This is a genomic window from Agromyces mediolanus (assembly GCF_044917495.1).
GTDB lineage: Bacteria > Actinomycetota > Actinomycetes > Actinomycetales > Microbacteriaceae > Agromyces > Agromyces mediolanus_B.
The window spans coordinates 34,492-52,541 of record NZ_JAVSSI010000013.1; the positions used below are offsets into that span (position 1 = coordinate 34,492).

16 protein-coding genes are annotated in these 18,050 nt (G+C 73.4%); 10 read left to right on the plus strand and 6 right to left on the minus strand.

Translation table 11 applies throughout. The features are described from left to right. Window positions 1-54 precede the first annotated feature (54 nt). Entirely contained in the window at window positions 55-1,191 is a 1,137-nt protein-coding gene (locus tag ROT00_RS15815; RefSeq protein ID WP_404775993.1) for a glycerate kinase, read from the minus strand. Window positions 1,192-1,388: 197 nt separating this feature from the next. Here ROT00_RS15815 and ROT00_RS15820 point away from each other — a divergent pair, with 197 nt between their 5' ends. The 3 genes from ROT00_RS15820 to ROT00_RS15830 are packed head-to-tail and all read left to right on the plus strand — an operon-like array spanning window position 1,389 to window position 4,680. After that, on the plus strand, window positions 1,389-2,561 hold the full coding sequence (locus ROT00_RS15820) for a Gfo/Idh/MocA family protein (RefSeq protein WP_404776032.1): 1,173 nt from the start codon (window positions 1,389-1,391) through the stop codon (window positions 2,559-2,561). Beyond that, on the plus strand, window positions 2,558-3,811 hold the full coding sequence (locus ROT00_RS15825) for a dihydrodipicolinate synthase family protein (protein ID WP_404775994.1): 1,254 nt from the start codon (window positions 2,558-2,560) through the stop codon (window positions 3,809-3,811). The genes ROT00_RS15820 and ROT00_RS15825 overlap by 4 nt, the downstream gene beginning before the upstream one ends. Next, on the plus strand, window positions 3,808-4,680 hold the full coding sequence (locus ROT00_RS15830; RefSeq protein WP_404775995.1) for a sugar phosphate isomerase/epimerase family protein: 873 nt from the start codon (window positions 3,808-3,810) through the stop codon (window positions 4,678-4,680). The genes ROT00_RS15825 and ROT00_RS15830 overlap by 4 nt, the downstream gene beginning before the upstream one ends. A 108-nt stretch (window positions 4,681-4,788) precedes the next feature. Here the strand turns inward: ROT00_RS15830 and ROT00_RS15835 are convergent, their stop codons facing one another. Beyond that, window positions 4,789-6,312 (minus strand): ABC transporter substrate-binding protein, encoded by a 1,524-nt coding sequence (locus ROT00_RS15835; RefSeq protein WP_404775996.1) that lies wholly within the window; start codon window positions 6,310-6,312, stop codon window positions 4,789-4,791. Window positions 6,313-6,375: 63 nt separating this feature from the next. Further along, window positions 6,376-8,700, minus strand: coding sequence for an arylsulfatase (locus ROT00_RS15840; protein WP_404775997.1), 2,325 nt, complete (start codon window positions 8,698-8,700; stop codon window positions 6,376-6,378). A gap of 149 nt (window positions 8,701-8,849) precedes the next feature. Here ROT00_RS15840 and ROT00_RS15845 point away from each other — a divergent pair, with 149 nt between their 5' ends. Continuing rightward, window positions 8,850-9,443, plus strand: a complete 594-nt coding sequence (locus tag ROT00_RS15845; RefSeq protein ID WP_404775998.1) for a TetR/AcrR family transcriptional regulator — start codon at window positions 8,850-8,852, stop codon at window positions 9,441-9,443. 157 nt (window positions 9,444-9,600) lie between these two features. Further along, entirely contained in the window at window positions 9,601-10,443 is an 843-nt protein-coding gene (locus ROT00_RS15850; RefSeq protein WP_404776033.1) for a VOC family protein, read from the plus strand. A gap of 95 nt (window positions 10,444-10,538) precedes the next feature. Here the strand turns inward: ROT00_RS15850 and ROT00_RS15855 are convergent, their stop codons facing one another. After that, window positions 10,539-11,177 carry a TetR/AcrR family transcriptional regulator gene (locus tag ROT00_RS15855; RefSeq protein ID WP_404775999.1) on the minus strand — a complete coding sequence of 213 codons (639 nt, stop codon included), beginning with the start codon at window positions 11,175-11,177 and terminating at the stop codon, window positions 10,539-10,541. 129 nt (window positions 11,178-11,306) lie between these two features. Here ROT00_RS15855 and kynA point away from each other — a divergent pair, with 129 nt between their 5' ends. The 3 genes from kynA to ROT00_RS15870 are packed head-to-tail and all read left to right on the plus strand — an operon-like array spanning window position 11,307 to window position 14,433. Further along, complete coding sequence (kynA, locus tag ROT00_RS15860; RefSeq protein ID WP_404776034.1) at window positions 11,307-12,167, plus strand: tryptophan 2,3-dioxygenase; 861 nt, start codon at window positions 11,307-11,309, stop codon at window positions 12,165-12,167. Beyond that, a complete protein-coding gene (locus tag ROT00_RS15865) occupies window positions 12,164-13,177 on the plus strand; it encodes an amidohydrolase family protein (protein WP_404776000.1) in 1,014 nt (337 codons plus the stop codon). Before kynA ends, ROT00_RS15865 begins: the two co-directional genes overlap by 4 nt. Further along, window positions 13,174-14,433 carry a kynureninase gene (locus tag ROT00_RS15870; protein ID WP_404776001.1) on the plus strand — a complete coding sequence of 420 codons (1,260 nt, stop codon included), beginning with the start codon at window positions 13,174-13,176 and terminating at the stop codon, window positions 14,431-14,433. Before ROT00_RS15865 ends, ROT00_RS15870 begins: the two co-directional genes overlap by 4 nt. A 207-nt stretch (window positions 14,434-14,640) precedes the next feature. Here ROT00_RS15870 and ROT00_RS15875 read toward each other — a convergent pair whose 3' ends face one another. Together ROT00_RS15875 and ROT00_RS15880 are read right to left on the minus strand one after the other, a co-directional pair. Then, window positions 14,641-16,221 carry a DHA2 family efflux MFS transporter permease subunit gene (locus ROT00_RS15875; protein WP_404776002.1) on the minus strand — a complete coding sequence of 527 codons (1,581 nt, stop codon included), beginning with the start codon at window positions 16,219-16,221 and terminating at the stop codon, window positions 14,641-14,643. Between the two features lie 17 nt (window positions 16,222-16,238). Further along, window positions 16,239-16,808, minus strand: coding sequence for a PadR family transcriptional regulator (locus ROT00_RS15880; protein ID WP_404776003.1), 570 nt, complete (start codon window positions 16,806-16,808; stop codon window positions 16,239-16,241). Between the two features lie 173 nt (window positions 16,809-16,981). On the opposite strand from ROT00_RS15880, the gene purS reads away from it, so the two are divergent. Beyond that, on the plus strand, window positions 16,982-17,263 hold the full coding sequence (gene purS, locus ROT00_RS15885) for a phosphoribosylformylglycinamidine synthase subunit PurS (protein WP_404776004.1): 282 nt from the start codon (window positions 16,982-16,984) through the stop codon (window positions 17,261-17,263). Window positions 17,264-17,267: 4 nt separating this feature from the next. Next, on the plus strand, window positions 17,268-17,966 hold the full coding sequence (gene purQ / locus ROT00_RS15890; RefSeq protein ID WP_404776005.1) for a phosphoribosylformylglycinamidine synthase subunit PurQ: 699 nt from the start codon (window positions 17,268-17,270) through the stop codon (window positions 17,964-17,966). Window positions 17,967-18,050: the final 84 nt, after the last annotated feature.

Here is an 18,050-nt window from a genome sequence, read left to right on the forward strand (position 1 = left end):
GTGCGCCCGGGGTCGGCGCCGGGGTCGGCGCGTCCGGGGTCAGCGCATCGGGGGTCAGCGTGACCGGGCGAGCTCGACCCCGGCGGCGCGCAGCCACGCGAGCGGATCGGCCATCGCCCGCGCGCCCGAGCCGGCGAGCGAGCTGAGCGACGCCGCGGCGCGGAACCCGCCCGTTCCCGCGTCGATGCGCCCGGCGACGAGGTCGACCGGCACCCCGGCGACCGCCGCCCGCGCCGCGACCTCGCTCGGAGCCTTGCCCGCCGCGGACTGCCGGTCGTACCGGCCCTCGCCGGTGATGACGAGCCCGGCTCCGCCGAGCGCTGCGTCGAGGCCGATCGCCTCCGCGACCGCGGCGGCGCCGCCGCGCATCCGGGCGCCCCACGCGAGCAGCGCGAAGCCGGTTCCGCCGGCGGCACCGGCGCCCGCCGCGGCCGCGAGCTCCGCGCCACCGGGAGTCATCCGCGCGAGCCGATCGAGTCCGCGTTCGAGCCGGGCGACCGCAGCCGCGTCGGCGCCCTTCTGCGGGCCGAAGACGGCGGCGGCGCCCTCCCGCCCGAGGAGGGGATTGGTGACATCGCCGAGGATCGTCGCACCGCCCGGCGGCAGTGCGCGGAGCCCATCGAGCTCGACCCGGTCGAGCTCCTCGAGCCCGGCGCCGCCGGGAGCGATCGACTCGCCGTCGGCCTGCAGGAAGCGGGCGCCGAGCGCCGCGAGCGCCCCCGTGCCGCCATCGGTGGATCCGCTGCCGCCGAGCGCGAGCAGCAGTCCCGAGGCGCCGGCGTCGAGCGCGGCGGCGATCGCCTCGCCGAAGCCGCGGGTGCTCGCCTCGAACGGGCGCGGCCGATCGAGCAGCGTGAGCCCGCTCGTCGCGGCGAGCTCGACCACGGCGGTGCCGTCGGGCAGCAGGAGCCAGTCCGCGGTGTGCTCGCCGCCGGCGGGGCCGGTGACGACGACGGCACGCCGCTCGGCCCCCGGGACCGCGGCGGCGAACGCGTCGAGCGTGCCCTCGCCGCCGTCGGCCATCGGGCGCAGCACGAGCTCGTCGAACGGGCGGACGGACGCCCAGCCGCCCGCGATGGCCCGCGCGGCCTCCGCCGCCGAGGCGGTGCCCTTGAACGAGTCGGGGGCGATCACGACGCGGGGTCTCGCTGGACGAGCGGCTCCGTCGCCGTTCGGGAAAGCGTTATCCATGCTGCGATCATGACAGCCCCGCCGCGGCGCGGCAAGCCGTGGCCGCACCGCGCCATCCGCCCGGCCCACCGCCCTTGCGTCGCGCCCGGGCGCGTGCCACACTCTCGGTAAACGCTTTCCGAGTCGGCGCCGAGCCGCACTCCCGGACCTGGAGGAACCACGTGGCAGAGCAGCCCACCCGCACCATCGGCATCATCATGAACGGCGTCTCCGGCCGCATGGGGTACCGCCAGCACCTCGTCCGCTCGATCCTCGCGATCCGCGAGGAGGGCGGCGTGCTCCTCGGCGACGGCGAGACGCGCGTCCAGCTCGAGCCGATCCTCGTCGGCCGCAGCGAGAAGAAGCTCGCCGAGCTCGCCGCGAAGCACGGCATCGAGCACTGGACGACGAACCTCGACGAGGCCCTCGCCGACCCCCGCTGGGAGATCTACGCCGACTTCCTCGTGACGAAGGCCCGCGCGGCCGCCCTCCGCAAGGCGATCGCCGCCGGCAAGGCCATCTACACCGAGAAGCCCACCGCCGAGAGCTTCGAGGAGGCGCTCGAGCTCGCCCGGCTCGCCGAGGCCGCGGGCATCAAGAACGGCGTCGTGCACGACAAGCTCTACCTGCCGGGCCTCGAGAAGCTCCGCCGCCTCATCGACTCCGGCTTCTTCGGCCGCATCCTCTCGGTGCGCGGCGAGTTCGGCTACTGGGTGTTCGAGGGCGACTGGCAGCCCGCCCAGCGCCCGAGCTGGAACTACCGCGCCGAGGACGGCGGCGGCATCATCGTCGACATGTTCCCGCACTGGAACTACGTGCTCGAGAACCTCTTCGGCCGCGTCGAGTCGGTCTACGCGAAGGCCGTCACCGAGATCCCGAGCCGCGTCGACGAGCAGGGCCGGAGCTACGCCGCCACCGCCGACGACGCCGCCTACGCGATCTTCGAGCTCGAGGGCGGCGTCACCGCGCAGCTGAACTCGAGCTGGACCACCCGGGTGAACCGCGACGAGCTCGTCGAGTTCCAGGTCGACGGCACCCACGGCTCGGCCGTCGTCGGCCTCTTCGGCTGCAAGATCCAGCCGCGGAACGCCACCCCGAAGCCCGTCTGGAACCCCGACCTCGCCGACGCGCACGACTACGCCGGCGACTGGATCGAGTCCCCCGGCAACCGCGAGTTCCAGAACGGCTTCAAGGCGCAGTGGGAGGAGTTCCTCCGCCACGTCATCGAGGACGCCCCGAACCGCTTCGACTTCCTCGCCGGCGCCCGCGGCGTGCTGCTCGCCGAGGCGGGTCTCCGCTCGAACGCCGAGGGCCGCCGCGTCGAGCTGCCGCTCGTGACGATCGAGGGCGCCGACGAGGCATCCGCCGAGCTCGCCGGAGCCCGCGCGTGACCGCCCTCACCCTGCTCGCGGGCGACGGCGCGGTGCGCGCCGTCGCCCTGCGCGAGGCTCCCGCCTTCACGAAGCCCGGCCGCCCGCCGGCGAGCCGCGTGGCCTACGCGGCCGCGCACGTCGTGCCGCGTGCTTCGGCCGACAACACGCCCGGCGTCCCGGCCGACCTCGACTGGGACGCGACCCTGGCGTTCCGCCACCACGTCTGGTCGTGGGGGCTCGGCGTCGCCGACGCGATGGACACCGCCCAGCGCAACATGGGCCTCGACCCCGCCGCGACCCGCGAGCTCATCAGCCGCAGCGCCGCCGAGGCGAACGCGGTCGGCGGCCGGCTCGTCGTGGGCGTCAACACCGACCACCTCGAGGCCGAGCACGTCTCCCTCTCGGAGATCGTCGACGCCTACCGCGTGCAGCTGCACCACGCCGAGGACGCCGGCGCGGGCGCCGTGCTCATGGCGAGCCGGCACCTCGCCCGGGCGGCGCGGAGCGCCGAGGACTACCGGCGCGTCTACGGCGAGGTGCTCGCCGCGGCCGGCGCGCCCGTCGTGCTGCACTGGCTCGGCCCCGCCTTCGACCCGGTGCTCGCGGGGTACTTCGCTTCGAAGGAGCTCAGCACGAGCGGATCGGACGCGGTGGATGCCGCGGCCGACACCCTGCTCGACATCATCGCGGCGAACCCGGACCGGGTCTCGGGCGTGAAGATGAGCCTCCTCGACGCGGACGCCGAGATCGCGGTGCGCCGCCGGCTGCCCGCGACCGCGCGCATGTTCACGGGCGACGACTTCCACTACGTCGGTCTGATCGAGGGCGACGGCACGAGCGGCGACGCGACGGCCGGCGACGGACCGGCCCGGCCGTACTCCGACGCGCTGCTCGGGGCCTTCGCCGCCGTCGCCCCCAACGCCTCCGCGGCGATCCAGGCGCTCGACGCCGGCGATGTCGGCGCCTACCGCGCCATCCTCGGCCCCACCGAGGAGCTCTCCCGGCAGGTGTTCGCCGCGCCGACGTACTACTACAAGACCGGCGTCGCCTTCCTCGCCTGGCTCAACGGGCACCAGCCCGCGTTCCAGATGGTCGGCGGCCTGCACGCCGCCCGCAGCCTCCCGCACCTCTCGCGCATCGTCGAGCTCGCGAACGAGGCGGGCGCGCTCGAGCAGCCCGAGCTCGCCGCCGCCCGGTGGCACGCCCTCCTCGGCGTGAACGGCATCGAGGCGCGGAGCGCCGCCGTCCCGGTGGGGGCGGGCGCATGAGCGCGCACCCCCGCCTCTCGATGAACGTCGGCACGATCAAGCACGCCGGCTTCGACGAGTCCCTGCGCGTGCTCGTCGACGCCGGGTACGAGTCGGTCGGACTCTGGCGGGAGCCGATCGCCGAGGTCGGGCTCGCCGCCGCCGCGCGACGCTTCCACGACTCGGGCCTGCGCCTGTCGACGCTCTGCCGCCAGGGCTTCTTCACCATGCCGGAGGGGCCCGCGCGCCGGGCCTCGATCGAGGAGAACCGCCGCGCGATCGAGGAGACGGCGGTGCTCGCCGAGTCCGGTGCCGTCGGCTCCCGCGCGGTGCTGGTCCTGGTCGCGGGCGGGCTCCCCGAGGGGTCGACGGACCTCATCGGCGCCCGCGACCGGGTGACCGACGCCCTCACCGAGCTCGCACCCGAGGCATCCGCCGCCGGGGTGACGCTCGCGATCGAGCCGCTGCATCCCATGTACGCCTCGGACCGCGCCGTCGTCTCGACCCTCGGCCAGGCGCTCGACCTCGCCGCGCCGTTCGCGCCGGAGACCGTCGGCGTCGCCGTCGACACCTTCCACCTCTGGTGGGACCCGGAGGTGCTGCCGCAGATCGCGCGCGCAGGTCGCGAGGGCCGCATCGCGACGTACCAGGTGTGCGACTGGAAGACCCCGCTCGCGGCCGACGTGCTGCTCTCCCGGCACTACCCGGGCGAGGGCGTCGTCGACTTCGCCGGACTCACCGCCGCGGTGGCGGCGGCGGGCTACACGGGCGACGTCGAGGTCGAGCTCTTCAACGCGGACATCTGGGCGAGCCCGCACGCCGAGGTCGCCGCCCGCACGGCGGCGAGCTTCGCCTCGGCCGTCGCACCGCACCTCGCCCCGCGCTCCTGATCTCGAGTCGCCCGATCTCCATGGAAGTCGGGCAACCCTGGGTGGAGCGCACGCACCGCGGCCGGCCCGCCCTCCCCGCGAGGACGGACCGGCCGCGACCGGCTCCCGTCAATCCGTCGGCTGGATCTGCCGCAGCGACGGGAACTTCATGCCCGTGACCGGGGTGAGCTCGATGCCCGCGACGGTCACGTAGATGTCGTTCGCCTGGTACCAGACGACCTGCCACGCCGCCTCGACGAGCATGGCGTTCAGCTCCTGGATCTCGGCCTGCTGGACCTCGCCCGGCTCGGCGTCGAGCGCCCGGTCGACCTGCGCCTGCAGCTCGGGGAACTGCGCGATGTCCGGCTCGGGCATGTACCACTGCGGCACCGTGAGCTGCCGGGCGATCGTCGCGGTCGGGTTCGAGTCGACCGCGAGCACCGAGATGAACATCGGGTAGCTGGGCGCGTTCGACTGGTAGTCGACGTACTGGAACTCGTCCCAGGTGACGCGGATGCCGAGCTCGCCGAAGGTCTGGTCGACGGCGGCCTGCCACGGCTGGAACGGCGGCGCCATCGGCATCGTCACGTCGAAGCCGTCGGCGTAGCCCGCCTCGGCGAGGAGCTCCTTGGCCCGGTCGAGGTCGTGCGGGTACCGGCCGTCGAGCTCCGCGTCGTAGCCCGCGAACCCCGCGGCGAAGAGCTGCGGCGTCGCGACCCCCTCGCCCTCGCCGATGCTCTCGAGCAGGGCGCCGCCGTCGAAGGCGTAGGCGAGCGCCTGGCGCACCCGCGGGTCGCCGAGCGGCGCGAGCTTCGAGCCGGTGTGGTCGTTGATGCGGAGGCCGACCCAGGAGGCGACCTGGGAGGCGACGTTCCAGCCGTGCTGCTCCGCCATCCCGACGGTCGTGGCGTCGCCGTAGCTGACGTCGATCTGCCCCGCTTCGAGGGCGTTGTTGCGAGCGCTCGAGTCCTGCATCGGCAGCACCGTGACCTCGTCGAAGGGGAAGTCCTCGGCCGCCCAGTGCTCGGCGACCCGCTCGAAGCGGTACTCGGCGCCGGGGATCGTGGCGTCCGACAGCGTGTACGGACCCGAGCCGACGGGCGTCTCCTCGAGCGTGCCCGCCTCGATCGCCGCGGGCGCGGCCATGTAGCTCCGGCCGAGGCCCATGAAGTACAGCAGTCGGTCGTCGCGGCGCGAGAGCCGGATCTCGACGGTGTCCTCGTCGACGGCGCTGAAGCTCTCGACGTTCAGGTACGACTCGCGCGAGACGGTGCCGTCCTTCAGGTGCGCGAGGTTCGCGACGGCCGCCTCGGCGTCGAAGGGCTCGCCGTCGGAGAACACGGCGTCGCTGCGGAGGTTCATCGTGAGGGTGAGCCGGTCGTCGGAGAAGGCCCAGTCGGTCGCGAGCCCCGGCTGCGGCTCCCCCGCGCCGTCGATCGTGATCAGCGGGTCGTAGATCGCCGAGAGGTACGGGGCGTTGAAGCCGATGTCGGCGCTCGCGGGGTCCCAGGAGGTGAGGTCGGCGAAGTTGCCGATGCGCAGCTCGCTCGGGACGGCGCCGGCATCGTCGCCGGCTCCGCCGCTCGAGCACGCCGTGAGGGCGAGGGCGGCTGCCGCGACGAGCGCGACGGCCGCGGTGGTGGTGCGGGTCATGGTGTTCCTTTCGTGGTCGGGGGAGTGCGGAACAGCTGGGTCGGCCGGCGGATGCCGGCACGGTCAGTCGGCGACGGCGAGCACCGCCTCGTCGAGCCGTCGGATGACGGTCGCGTCGTGCCGGGACCTCGGCCCGGGAAGGTAGGTGACGGCGCGGAGCTCCCCGCCGAGGAAGCGGAAGCCGCCCGGGTGCCGCTCGTGCAGCTCCCAGTCGACCGGGCCGCCGAAGTCGTACCCGACGCTGATGCCGGTGAACGGGGCCATGCCGAGCAGCATCGGCACTCCCGGAAGCTCGGCCTCCGGCATCCCGTCCACCGCCAGCTCGACCCGCCAGCGGAGCCCCTCGAGCTCGGCGAAGCGCAGATCGAGGAGGTGCTCCCCCGGCTCGAGCCGCGCGCCGTGCGCGCGGTGCATGACCCCGTAGGCGTTGTAGGAGACGAGCGGCCGGCCGCCCTCGATCGCGAGCAGGTATCCGCCGCCCTGGTCGCCGTGCGCGACGATCACGCCGGAGGCCTCGGGCCCGAGCTCGAGCTCGGCGCGCAGCTCGAAGGAGCGGAGCACGGTGAGCCGGGAGGCGCGGAAGCGCTCGAGCGGCGGCCGGAACGGCGGCAGCCGCACCGGCTCGGCGAGCGCGCACTCGCGTTCGGGCCGGCTGCGGAACAGCGATCCGTCGTCGTCGAGCGGGAAGACGGTGTTCCGCCAGGCCTCGCCGCGCCAGGCCTCGGCGAGTTCGCCGACGAGGGCCGGATGCTCCGCCGCGAGGTCGCGCGTCTCGGTCGGGTCGCCCCCGAGCTCGTAGAGCTCCCAGCAGCCGCCGGCCGCACCGTCCGCCGGGGTCGGGGCCGTGGAGGAGACGGCCTTCCAGCCCGCGGAGACCATCGCGCGGCGGCCGAAGCTCTCGAAGTACTGCGCGGAGCGGCCGGGCGCCGCCGGGTCGGCGAGCGCGGCGGCGAAGCTGCGGCCGTCGGGATCCTGGGCGGGGCGGCCGTGGCGCTCCGCGAGCGGGGCGACGCCCGTGAGCTCGAGGATGGTCGGCGCGAGGTCGGCGACGAAGACGAACTGCTCGCGCAGACCCCGCTCCCCGCTCGGCACCGGCGCTCCCGGCCACGAGACGAGGAGCGGGGCGTGCACGCCGCCCTCGTACAGGCCGCCCTTGAATGAGCGGAACGGCGTGTTCGAGACGCGGGCCCAGCCCGCCGGGTAGTGGCCGTGCACGCGCGGCCCGCCGAGGAGCTCGAGCTCGCGCGGCACGTCGCGCACCCAGTCGCCGGGCACCGGCGTGCCCGCGACGAACTGGGCGAAGTAGCTGCGGGTGCCGCCGGGGCCGCCCTCCGCGGTGCCGCCGTTGTCGCTCGCGACGACGATGATCGTGCGGTCGAGCTCGCCGAGTTCCTCGAGCCGCTGCACGAGGCGGCCGACGCTCTCGTCGACCTCCGCGACGGACGCGGCGTAGACCTCCATGTGCCGGGCGAAGAGCGCGCGTTCGGCATCCGTCAACGCCTCCCAGGAGGGGATGAGCGCGGCATCCGCCTGCTCCCCCACCGGCAGCCGGGCGCCCTCGGGGACGATGCCGAGCTCGCGCTGGCGGGCGAAGCGCGCCTCGCGCAGCGCGTCCCAGCCCGCGGCGTAGCGGCCGCGCTGCCGCGCGATGTCCTCGGCCTTCGCCTGCACGGGGCCGTGCACCGCCGTGTGCGCGAAGTAGAGGAAGAACGGCTTCGCGGCGTCGTTCGCGCGCAGGCCGTCGATCATCCCGAGCGCCTCCTCGGTGAGCTCGTCGGTGAGGAAGTACCCCTCGGGCAGGCTCGGCCGGTCGACCACCGTGTTGTCGCGGACGAGCCGGTGCGGGTGGTGCAGGGAGGTGAAACCGTCCATGCAGCCGAAGTAGCGGTCGAACCCCCGCTGCACCGGCCAGCTGGCGCGATCGCCGCCGTCGTGCAGCTCGGACTCGACGGTGAGGTGCCATTTGCCGACCATGAAGGTCGCGTAGCCGCCGGCGCGGAGCGACTCGGCCAGGGTCGGGGCGTCCTCGGGCAACTCGCAGGTGAACCCGGGGTAGCCGGGGTCGACGTGCGCGACGGTGCCGAAGCCGGCGCGGTGCGGGTTCAGTCCGGTGAGGAGCGCGGCGCGGGCGGGTGAGCAGACGGGCGCGGTGCGGTAGTCGGTGAAGACCCAGCCGCCGTCGGCGAGCCGGTCGATGTTCGGGGTGGGGATCTCGCTGCCGAAGGGGCCGAGGTCGCTGAAGCCGAGGTCGTCGACGAGCACCACCACGACGTTCGGCGCACCGGCTGGGGCGGTCCGGCGCGGGCGGTCCCACGGCGTCGAGGCGGAGGCGAACTCCTCGACCCGTCCGCCGAAGCCCTCGTAGCCGCGTGCAGCTGCCCGTCCCATGCATCCTCGCAATCGTTGGAGACCAAGTGGTCACTAACCATAACCGCCGGCGGCTCGCGCCAGGTCACGAACGCATAACTTTCTCCAAGCGTGGAACAACGTATGCTGTGAGGCACCAGCCGGTCCGCCAGCCGAACGAGGAGCCGAGGATGCCGAGAGTCGTCGACCACGACGCGCGCCGCGACGAGATCGCGGCGGCCGCCTGGGAGGTCATCGCCCGCGACGGCTTCGACCAGGCGACGATGCGCAGCATCGCGGCCGAGGCCGGCTACTCGCACAGCGCCTTCGCCCGGTACTTCCCCGATAAGGAGACCCTGCTGAACGCGGTGTTCCTCCTCACGCGCGGGGACGCCGACCGGCGCATCGACGAGCTCACCGCCGGCAAGCGGGGGCTCGACGCGCTGCACAGCATGTGCGTCGCGGCGCTCCCCTTCGGCCCCGAGGGCACGCGGCACGCGAGGGTCGGCGTCGCGTACTGGAGCTACGCGGCGCAGAACGAGACGTTCTGGGCGACGCAGCGCGAGCACGCCCGCCGGTGGCGGGAGCGGATCCTCCGCCACCTCGAGGAGGCGCACGCCGACGGCGAGATCGCCGAGGACGTCGACCTCGTCACCGCCTCCGACCGCGTCGCCTCCTCGAACATGGGCTGGCAGACCATCCGCCTGCTGATGCCCGAGTTCTCGACCGACGAGCGGATGCTCGCGGCCCTCGACGCCCTGCTCGGAAGCCTCCGCCGCCACTGACGCCGCCCTCCCCCTTCCAGACTTGCCCGACTTCCATGGGAGTCGGGCACCTCGAGTGGTGATCGGGAATACCCGAGGGCCCGGCGCGGTAGTATTAGTTGTGCTTACAACCAATGGGGCGCCGCAGGGCGCCGGACTCCTCGCCGCCGACACCGGCATGGGCGCGGTGACCCTCCGCGTCGCCGACCTCGACGGCATGATCCGCTACTACCGCGACGGCGTCACCCTCGAGCTCCTGAGCCACGACGGGCCGGTCGCCGTGCTCGGGCGCGGCAGCACGCCGATCATCGTGCTCGAGCACGCGCCCGAGCTCCGCCACGCCTCCCCGCGGGACGCCGGGCTTTACCACACGGCCATCCTCTTCGACACGCGCGAGGCCCTCGCGACCGCGATCTACGCCGTGGCCTCGCGGTACCCGGGCACCTTCACCGGCAGCGCCGACCACCTCGTCAGCGAGGCGTTCTACTTCACCGACCCGGAGGGCAACGGCGTCGAGCTCTACTTCGACCGCGACCGCTCCACGTGGAGCTGGGTGCACGGCTCCGTCGAGATGGCGACGATGCACCTCGACCCGAACGCCTACCTCCGCGACCACCTCGACAAGACCGGCGTGCAGGCCGCCGCCGCGGGCACCGGGCTCGGCAGCGCGATCGTCGGCCACGTGCACCTCTCGGTCGGCGACGTGGCGAGCGCGCGCGAGTTCTACGTCGAGCGGCTCGGCTTCGAGACGACCGCCGAGATGGGCGATCAGGCGCTGTTCGTCTCCGCGGGCGGCTACCACCACCACATGGCGATGAACACCTGGGGCAGTCGCGGCGCCGGCCGCCGGGGCCTCGCGCTCGGCCTCGGCAAGGTCGAGATCGTCGTGCCCGACGCCGACGAGCTCGGCGCCCTCGGCGAGCGCATGAAGCACTTCCGCGTCGACGTGCGCGACGACGGCCTGGCGCTCGCCTTCGACGACCCGTGGGCGAACCTCGTCGAGGTGCGCGCGGCCGGCTAGCACCGGCGTACGGCGGCGCGGATGCCTCGGCGCCGCGGACGCCCCGGGTGCCCCGGCGTGGCGGATGCCTGGTCGAGGCATCCGCGTCGCTGCGCCTACTCCGCCGTGCGACCGTGCTGCAGCGCGTGGAACTCGGCGAAGCTCGGCGCGGCCACGGGCAACGGCGAGAGATCGGGCCGGGCGCGGAGCCCGTCGAGCACGATCTGCAGCTGACGGTGCCAGTAGGGCAGGTAGCCCCCGCCGAACTGCCCGACCGAGCCGAGCATGTTCGCGAGCACCGAGAGGTCGACCCCGGTGACGTCGGCGCGGAGCGAGCCCTCGGCGTGCGCGCGCTCGACGAGCTCGTTCAGCAGCGGCTCCATGGCGAGCGCCGGCTGGTGCTCCGGGTAGATCTCGCCGACCCGGTGCAGCAGCGCCGCGAGGTAGGGCGTCTCGGCGATCCACCCTGCGAGGCGGTCGATGTAGCGCTCGATCGCCTCCCAGGCGGTGTCGGCCTCGAGGATCTCCGGCTGCATGTCGCGGAACATGACGAGGGCGGAGTCGTAGAGCTCGAGCAGCAGCGCCTCGCGGTTGGGGAAGTGCCGGTACACGGTGCCGGCGCCCACCCCCGCTCGGTTGGCGAGTTCGTCGAGCGGCGCGTCGATGCCGCGCTCGGCGAACAGGCGACGGGCTTCCACGAGCAGCCGCTCGTGGTTGCGCCTGGCGTCGCGACGGGTGGAGGTCGACGAGCTCATCTTCGAATTCTAGCGACCGAACCCCTCCGGCATTCATGCGGATTTTCACGTCGCGCCACCTCCGGCGGATTCGGCGACCGCCCGGCTCCGGGGCGCGCGTAGGCTTGCCCCGTGAGCCAGCACGAGGACGTGACCAGCGGCGTCGAGTCGAACACCCGGCAGATCGAGGCATCCGTCGTCACCGATTTCAGCGACCGCATGAGCTACGGCGGCTATCTCGACCTCGGCACCCTGCTGGCCGCGCAGCGCCCGATCTCGCGCCCCGAGCACCACGACGAGCTGCTGTTCATCATCCAGCACCAGACCACGGAGCTCTGGCTGAAGCTCGTGCTGCACGAGCTCGAGGCGGCGTGCGAGTTCCTCCGCGCCGACGAGCTCGCCCCCGCGCTGAAGTGCGTCGCCCGGGTGAAGCACATCCAGAAGACCCTCACCGAGCAGTGGTCGGTGCTCGCCACCCTCACCCCGACCGAGTACGCGCAGTTCCGCAACGTGCTCGGCAACGCGAGCGGGTTCCAGTCGTACCAGTACCGCGCGGTCGAGTTCGTGCTCGGCAACAAGAACGCGAAGATGCTGCAGGTGTTCGACGCCGACCCGGTGGCGCAGGCGGTCGTGCGACGGGCCCTCGAGCAGCCGAGCCTCTACGACGAGTTCCTGCGGCTGCTCGCGAGGCGCGGCTACGCCGTGCCGTCCGCCGTCCTCGAGCGCGACGTCACCCTCGCCTGGACGTTCCAGCCGGAACTGGTGCCGTTCTTCGCCGCGATCTACGCGAACCCCGACGAGAACTGGGCCGCCTACGAGACCTGCGAGGAGCTCGTCGACCTGGAGGACAACTTCCAGCTCTGGCGCTTCCGCCACCTGAAGACGGTCGAGCGCATCATCGGCTCGAAGACCGGAACGGGCGGGTCGTCGGGCGCCCCGTTCCTGCGCCGCGCCCTCGAGCTCACCTTCTTCCCCGAGCTGTTCGCCGTGCGCACGGAGATCCCGGGGTGAGCACGGGCGCAGCAGGCGACGCCGCGGGCACGCCGACCGGGCGCCCGGCCCGGCTGCGGCTGCCGGGTGGCGCCGCCGGGCCCGAGGGCGTCGCGTTCCCGCCGTTCATCGACCACCACGTGCACCTGCAGATGGTCGACCCCGACGCCGCGCCCCAGGCGGGCATCGCCGGCGTCGTCGACCTCGGCGCCGAGCTCACGGCGATCGCCGCCCTCGCGGCCCGGGAGCCGTTGCCCCGCGTCGTGTTCGCCGGGCAGTTCCTCACCGCGCCCGGCGGGTACCCGAGCGACCGCTGGTGGCTCCGCCCCGGCAGTCTGCGCGAGCTGCCGGCCGCGACGCGCGCCGACGACCGCCGCGCGCTCCCCGACCCGATCGAGACCGCGGTCGCCGAGCAGGCGGCGTTCGGTGCGCGGCTCGTGAAGATCATGCTGAACGCCGATGCCGGCCCGGTCTTCGACCGCGCGACCGTCGACGCGATCGTCGTCGCAGCGCGAGCCCGGGGCCTCCTCGTCGCCACGCACGCGGAGGGCGAGGGCACGGCCCGGCTCGCGATCGAGGCGGGCGCCGACGTCCTCGTGCACGCCCCGTTCACCGAGCGCCTCGACGACGAGCTCGTGGCCCTGGCCGCGGCGTCGGGGCAGTGCTGGATCACGACCTTCGACATCCACGCCCGCGCCGGCGAGGCATCCGCCCTCGGCACCGCGATCGACAACACGGCGCGGTTCCTGGCCGCCGGCGGCCGGGTGCTCTACGGCACCGACCTCGGCAACGGCGAGCTGCCCGACGGGGTGAACCCCGGCGAGCTCGCCGCCATGCTCGCCGCCGGCCTCGCACCGGGCGAACTGATCGGCGCGCTGAGCGACCCGTGGCCGCTCGGCGATCCCGTCGAGTGGGGCGGCGACGCCCTCGCCACCTTCGTCCCCGGCCCGCAGCCGCAGGACGCCGAGGAGCTGCCCGCGTGGCTCGCCGGCGCCCGCGTCGTCCCGATCGAGAACCTGGAGTTCGGATGAGCCTCGACCAGCACCTCGCCTACGCCCGCCGCATGGACCGGGCCGACGGCCTCGCCCACTACCGCGCGCGCTTCGCCGGCGCCGACGGCCCGCTCGTCTACTTCGACGGCAATTCGCTCGGCCGGCCGCCGCTCGCCGCCGTCGAGCGCATGCAGCAGTTCATGACGGAGGAGTGGGGCGGCCGGCTCATCCGCGGCTGGGACGAGGCCTGGCTCGCCCAGCCGACCGAGCTCGGCGACCGCATCGGCCGCGCCGTCATCGAGGCGAAGGCCGGGCAGACGATCGTCGCCGACTCCACGACCGTGCTCCTCTACAAGCTCGCCCGCGCCGCGGTCGACGCCCAGATCGCCCGCGATCCCGAACGGCGCGAGATCGTCGTCGACACCGACAACTTCCCCACTGACCGGTACGTGCTCGAGGGCATCGCGAAGGAGCGCGGCCTGCGCCTCCGCTGGATCGAGGTCGACACCACGGCCGGGGTGACCCCGGCGCAGCTCGCACAGGCCGTCGGGCCCGAGACCGCGCTCGTCGTCGTGTCCCACGTCGCGTACCGCTCGGCGCACCTCGCCGACGCCCCGGAGCTCACCCGCATCGCGCACGACGCGGGCGCGCTCATCCTCTGGGACCTCTGCCACTCCGCCGGCTCCGTCCCGGTGAAGGCGGATGCCTGGGGCTTCGACCTGGCCGTCGGCTGCACGTACAAGTACCTGAACGGCGGCCCGGGCTCGCCCGCGTTCGCCTACGTCCGCGACGACCTGCAGGAGGTGCTCGCGCAGCCGATCCAGGGCTGGTGGGGCACGAAGGACATGTTCCTGATGGGCCCCGAGTACGAGCCCGTGCCCGGCATCCGCCGCTTCCTGTCCGGCACGGCGCCGATTCTCGGCATGCTGCCGATGGCCGAGACCCTCGCGATGATCGAGGAGGCCGGCATGCCCGCGATCCGTGCGAAGTCGGTCGCGCTCACCGCCTTCGCGGTGAAGCTCTCGGAGGCGTGGCTCGCGCCCCTCGGCGTGACGCTCGCCTCGCCCGCCGACCCCGAGGAGCGCGGCGGGCACGTCACGCTGCACCACGACGCGATGCGCGAGGTCACGGCACGGCTGTGGCAGCGCGACGTGATCCCCGACTACCGCGATCCCGGGGGCCTCCGCATCGGCCTGTCGCCCCTGTCGACGAGCTTCGAGGAGGTGCACCGCGGCCTGCAGCAGACCGAGCAGGTGCTCCGCGAGGTGCTGACGGAGCGCGCCGGGCTAGCGTAGCCGCCACCCGCCCGCGCCAACCGGCGCCGCGCGCCCCGCGGTGCCACGCCCTCCCGCCCCGTCCCGCGGCGGGAGGAGATTCGCACCTCGGGAGGACGGCGCGCGCCGGCAGCGCCTCCCCCGGTGCGAATCTCCTCCGCACACGACGTCCGATCGGGAGGCGGATGCCCCGGCCGGCGCACGTCCGGCCGGCCCCCGCGCCCGGTGCTACTCCGGTCGGGAGGTGGATGCCCCGGCCGGCGCGTCGCTGGAGCCGGGCTCCTCCGCGGCCTCCGCCGGGGTTCCCGAGGCAGGCGCGCCCGCGGCATCCGCCGTCCGCTGCCCGCCGCCCCAGGCGACCGTGACCTTCGGCTTCGCGAAGAAGAGCACCACGACGGCGCCGAGCGCGAAGCCGATCACGGGCAACCAGAGCGACTGGCTCATCGCGGTGGCGAAGCCGTCGGCGAGCTGGGGCGGCAGGCCGCCCGAGCCGGAGCCACCGGCTGCTTCGCCGCCGAACCCGCCGGTGAAGCCGGGCAGCTCGGCCGCGAGCCGGGCGTTCAGCAGCGCCGTGATCGCCGCGCTGCCGAGCACCGAGCCGACCTGACGGGTCATGTTGTAGACGCCGGAGCCCGCGCCGGCCTGCTGCTGCGGCAGGTTCCGCGTCGCCGAGGAGGCGAGCGGGGCCCAGATGCCCGAGAGGCCGAGGCCGAGCAGCGCGACCGGGAAGAGCAGGGTCCACAGCTCCGCGTCGGGCGAGAGCCAGAGCGCCATCCAGGCGAGCGCGACCGCGACGATCGAGAAGCCCGCGAACGCGACCCACTTCGGGTCGACCCGGTCGGTGAGCTTGCCGATGATCGGCGCCATGATGCCCGAGGCGACCGCCATCGGCGCGAGCATGAGCGCCGCCTGGGTCGGGTCGAGCCCGCGGGCGACCTGGAAGTAGAACGCGAGCGGCAACGGCATCGAGGTGATCGCGAGGCCCACGAGCGAGATCGCGACGTTCGAGAGGGCGAAGTTCCGGTCGCGGAACAGGCCGAGCGGCAGCAGCGGCTCGGCGCGGTTGAACCGCTGCCAGACGAGGAATCCGGCGAGCACCACGAGGCCGGTGATGATGAGCCCCCACACGGTGATCGGACCGACGATGGTGCCCCAGTCGTAGCTCTCGCCCTCCTGGATGCCGAACACGAGGAGGAACATGCCGACCCCGCTCAGCACCACGCCGAGCCAGTCGAAGCGGTGCGCGTGCGTCTCGAGGTTCGGCACCAGCCACACCGCCATCGCGAAGGCGATGACGCCGACGGGGACGTTCACGAAGAAGATCCACTCCCAGCCGAGGCTGTCGACGAGCACGCCGCCGAGGATCGGGCCGACGAGCGTCGCGATGCCCGCGACCGCACCCCAGAGTCCCATGGCCGCCCCGCGCTGGTTCGGCGGGAAGATGCGGGTGATGACCGCCATCGTCTGCGGGGTCATCAGTGCGGCGCCGAGTCCCTGCACGGCGCGCGCCGCGATGAGCATCGAGATGTCGCCCGCGAAGCCGCACCAGAGCGAGGCGAGGGTGAAGATCACGAGGCCGATCAGGTAGATCCGCTTCGGGCCGAAGCGGTCGCCGAGGCGGCCCGTGATGAGCAGCGGCACCGCGTAGGCGAGCAGGTAGGCGCTCGTCACCCAGAGCACGGCGGTGATGTCGGTGTTCAGGTCCCTCAGGATCGCCGGGTTCGCGATCGAGACGATCGTCGAGTCGACGAGAATCATGAAGAACCCGATGACGAGGGCCCAGAGAGCGGGCCAGGGCTTGCGTTCCATGCCGGAACCTTTCGGAGTCAGTTGGCTGGCCCGGGCCAGGCGAGTGCGCCCGTCCCGAGCTGGGAGATCGTGGAGTCGAGCCAGTCCGCCTCGGCGGCGAGCATGGCCCGCGTGTAGTGCACGTTCAGCACGTGCGCGGTCGCGACGCCGCGCTCGGCGATCCGCGCGATGGCGGAGTCGATGTAGCCGACCGTCTCGCGGATGCTGGCCACCCGCTCGCCGAGGAGCCGGACGACCTCGTCGGCGGGGAGGTTGTGCGCCTCGCCGATCGCGACCGGGAACTCGGGGAACTCGTTCACGTGCCGGCCGAGCATCTCCGCGATCGAGTCGCGGAGCACCTCCCGCCCGGCCGGCGTGATCGTGTAGACGGTGCGCTCGGGCCGGTTGCCCTCGCGCTCGACGCCGACCTCCGCGATGAGCCCGTCGGCGGCGAAGCGCTCGACGGCCCGGTAGAGGGAGCCCGGCGAGAGCTTGACGACGCGGTCCTCCTTGCGGGTCAGCATCAGCTGGTACATCTCGTAGGGATGCATGTCGCCCTCGGCGAGCACGGCGAGGGCGGTCACCCCGAGCGGCGTGAGCTGCGGCATCCGGTCCTCCCGTCTTCGTCCGCGCGGTGCGAGCGCGATCCTGCAAGCTATTCCGCCCGGAATAGTACGCCCGGAATGGATGCTCCGCAAGCCGAGCGGGGTCGGGCGCGAGCGCCCCGCGGCACCGGCTAGAATCGAGGCATCCCCACCCTCGACACCGGACGGAGTCCCAGGTGCCCACCATCGTCGTCGACGTGATGCCGAAGCCCGAGCTGCTCGACCCGCAGGGGAAGGCCGTCGCCGGCGCCCTGAACCGCACGGGTCATGCCCTCGTCACCGGCGTCCGCCAGGGCAAGCGCTTCGAGATCACGGTCGACGGGCCGGTCGACGACGCGGTGAAGGCCGAGGTGCGCCGGATCGCGGAGGAGATCCTCTCCAACCAGGTCATCGAAGACGTCGTGGCCATCGATTTCGGCGATGCCGAGCTCGGTGACGACACGGCCGCCGGGGCCTGATCCCATGCGCGTCGGCGTCATCACCTTCCCCGGCTCGCTCGACGACCGCGACGCGCAGCGCGCGGTGCGCCTCGCCGGCGCGGAGCCCGTCGCCCTCTGGCACGGCTCGCACGACCTCGAGGGCGTCGACGCCCTCATCCTCCCGGGCGGCTTCAGCTACGGCGACTACCTGCGCTGCGGCGCGATCGCCTCGCTCTCGCCGATCATGACCGAGGTCGTGGATGCCGCGAACCGCGGCATGCCCGTGCTCGGCATCTGCAACGGCTTCCAGATGCTCACCGAGGCGCACCTGCTCGAGGGCGGCCTCATCCGCAACGACCACGGCTCGTTCATCTGCCGCGACCAGGTGCTGCGGGTCGAGAACGGCTCGACCGACTGGACCGGCGAGTTCGAGGCCGGCGAGCAGATCACCATCCCGCTGAAGAACGGCGAGGGCGGCTTCATCGCCGACGACGAGACGCTCGACCGGCTCGAGGGCGAGGGGCGCGTGGTGTTCCGCTACGTCGACGTGAACCCGAACGGCTCGCTCCGCGACATCGCGGGCATCACGAACGCCCGCGGCAACGTGGTCGGCCTGATGCCGCACCCGGAGCACGCGGTGGAGCCCGGCTTCGGCCCCGACACCGCGGCCGCGATGCGCTCCGGCGTCGACGGACTGCGCTTCTTCACGAGCGTCATCCGGCGCACCCTCGCGGCCGCCTGACCCTCCTCCCCATCCGCGCACCGCGGCCCACCCTCCACCGCATCGCCATCGCGCCACTTCCGCACGCCCAGCACTGGAAGCCTG

Bases quoted from the DNA above. Each gene is read 5' to 3' on its own strand.
- ROT00_RS15855 (WP_404775999.1), bottom strand. From the start codon at position 11,177: ATGAGCTCGTCGACCTCCACCCGTCGCGACGCCAGGCGCAACCACGAG.
- ROT00_RS15835 (WP_404775996.1), bottom strand. From the start codon at position 6,312: ATGACCCGCACCACCACCGCGGCCGTCGCGCTCGTCGCGGCAGCCGCC.
- ROT00_RS15815 (WP_404775993.1), bottom strand. From the start codon at position 1,191: ATGGATAACGCTTTCCCGAACGGCGACGGAGCCGCTCGTCCAGCGAGA.
- ROT00_RS15840 (WP_404775997.1), bottom strand. From the start codon at position 8,700: ATGGGACGGGCAGCTGCACGCGGCTACGAGGGCTTCGGCGGACGGGTC.
- ROT00_RS15820 (WP_404776032.1), top strand. From the start codon at position 1,389: ATGAACGGCGTCTCCGGCCGCATGGGGTACCGCCAGCACCTCGTCCGC.
- ROT00_RS15850 (WP_404776033.1), top strand. From the start codon at position 9,601: ATGGGCGCGGTGACCCTCCGCGTCGCCGACCTCGACGGCATGATCCGC.
- ROT00_RS15875 (WP_404776002.1), bottom strand. From the start codon at position 16,221: ATGGAACGCAAGCCCTGGCCCGCTCTCTGGGCCCTCGTCATCGGGTTC.
- ROT00_RS15870 (WP_404776001.1), top strand. From the start codon at position 13,174: ATGAGCCTCGACCAGCACCTCGCCTACGCCCGCCGCATGGACCGGGCC.
- ROT00_RS15880 (WP_404776003.1), bottom strand. From the start codon at position 16,808: ATGCCGCAGCTCACGCCGCTCGGGGTGACCGCCCTCGCCGTGCTCGCC.
- purQ (WP_404776005.1), top strand. From the start codon at position 17,268: ATGCGCGTCGGCGTCATCACCTTCCCCGGCTCGCTCGACGACCGCGAC.
- ROT00_RS15845 (WP_404775998.1), top strand. From the start codon at position 8,850: ATGCCGAGAGTCGTCGACCACGACGCGCGCCGCGACGAGATCGCGGCG.
- ROT00_RS15830 (WP_404775995.1), top strand. From the start codon at position 3,808: ATGAGCGCGCACCCCCGCCTCTCGATGAACGTCGGCACGATCAAGCAC.